2 protein-coding genes and 1 pseudogene are annotated in these 1689 nt (G+C 59.4%); all 3 read right to left on the bottom strand.

The genetic code is table 11. From position 1 onward, the window contains the following. Positions 1 to 570: transcriptional regulator (locus tag AAAB35_RS17330; RefSeq protein ID WP_340669524.1), on the bottom strand; the 570-nt coding region annotated here is incomplete at its 3' end. Positions 571 to 665: 95 nt separating this feature from the next. Further along, complete coding sequence (locus AAAB35_RS17325; RefSeq protein ID WP_025660557.1) at positions 666 to 1073, bottom strand: Ohr family peroxiredoxin; 408 nt, start codon at positions 1071 to 1073, stop codon at positions 666 to 668. 55 nt (positions 1074 to 1128) lie between these two features. Further along, positions 1129 to 1689 (bottom strand): annotated as a pseudogene (locus tag AAAB35_RS17320) (epoxide hydrolase); the annotation flags it as partial.

The following is a 1689-nucleotide window of genomic DNA, read 5'->3' as shown; positions in this document are numbered from 1 at the left end:
ATCAGCAAGCACCGCAGCGCCATCGAACGCTCCCGCCAGTTGATTGGCCAATGCTATTGCGACGGTAGTCTTCCCGACGCCTCCACCTCCCACGATGGAAACGACAGGAAATCTCGACAGCCTCTCGCAAAGGTCAAGGATATCACTCTCGCGCCCGACCATACGTTCCAAGCGGTTGGGAAGATTGGCATGCCTGAATTTCACCGCGTCATCACCGCGGACCAGCGCAGGGGACGAGCCTGAGATCGGGGCAACGAAGCAGTAGCCGCGGCCGGGTATCGTGGTGATGTAACGAGCACCATCCTGCCCGTCGCCGAGGGCTTTGCGCAGCCCGGTCATGTGAAAGCGGAGGTTACCTTCTTCAACGACAACGTCAGGCCAAATCTGCGACATGAGATCATGCTTGCTCAGAAGAGTGTTCGGAGCGGATACGAGCGCGATCAAAAGGTCCAGGGCGCGTGCGCCAAGCTCGACAGGAACCCCTTCCTTCGAAAGGAGGCGCTGACCCACATTCAGACAAAAAGGGCCGAAGGACAGGTCACCTGCACCATCGCCTGTCGCCCGCGTCATTTCATGCCCCCTGACCACCTCCACCGTGCTGTTTATACTCCAACCTCTTTTTCGGAGCCATGGTGGCTCAACATTCGGTTTGCGCACTTCGGGGGTCAGACAAGATTGTAGAAGGCATGGATGTTACCATGTGTTGCTCGGCAGTATGGGCACTCAAGTCGAGCAGCTTCAACCAAAGCAGATGCAATTTCCCGATCCAGGCCGGGCAGGTAGATATCCAGGCGAACGCCGACGACGTATCCCTGGTCGTCGGAGGATAACTCCACATTGGCATATATCCTGACATCCGCGTGAAGCTTGATCCGCCTGATGTCGGCGACATGTTTCAATGAACTTGCGAAACTCGCCGACCAGGCGATTGCGACGAGCTGCTCCGGGTTCGTGCCTAGCCGATTGCCGGCAGGGTTTGAAAGCCTGATATCGAGAGCCCCGTCCGAGCTGCGCGCGAAGCCGTTCTCTCGGCTGCCAATCGTCTCTGTCCTGGCAGTATGCACATGTTGCATGATCGTACCCCGGGGGGAAGGAGGGAGGCGCGCGCATATGCGGGCGCCGGAAAGGTCAGCCAGACTTCCGCAGACTGCGGAACCCGGCCCGCACCTCATCGACGAACAGCTTCGGCTGTTCCCAGGCGGCGAAGTGACCGCCCTTTGCCACCTTGTTGTAGTGGATGAGGTTGGGGTAGGCGGCTTCGGCCCACTTGCGCGGCGTCTGGTAAAGCTCATCCGGGAAGACACTCACCGCGACTGGCACCTTGACGCCCTTGGGCGCAAAGAAAGCGAGCTTGTTTTCCCAATAGAGGCGGGCGGCTGATACGCCTGTGTTGGTCAGCCAGAAAAGCGTGACGTTGTCGAGCACGTCGTCGGGGCTTAGACCTTCCTTCTGGCCGTCGAAGGAACGGGCGATCAGTTCAAGGCTTCGGGCGTCGTGGTCGAGCATGTAGGTCGCAAGCGCGATCGGCGAGTCGGCCAATCCGGTCAGCGTCTGCGGCCGCGTTCCCATCAGGAAGGCGTAATAGACGTGCTTGTAGAAGAAGACGAGCTGGTCGTAGGACCTCCGCTCCTCGTCCGACAAGCCTTCCGGAGCAGGAGCGCCGGCAAAGGATGCGTTGTTGATCTCCAC

This window comes from Phyllobacterium sp., assembly GCF_037994425.1.
In the GTDB taxonomy this organism is placed as follows: Bacteria; Pseudomonadota; Alphaproteobacteria; order Rhizobiales; family Rhizobiaceae; genus Phyllobacterium.
This window is presented reverse-complemented; position numbering and strand designations above follow the sequence as displayed.

Bases quoted from the DNA above. Each gene is read 5' to 3' on its own strand.
- AAAB35_RS17325 (WP_025660557.1), bottom strand. From the start codon at position 1,073: ATGCAACATGTGCATACTGCCAGGACAGAGACGATTGGCAGCCGAGAG.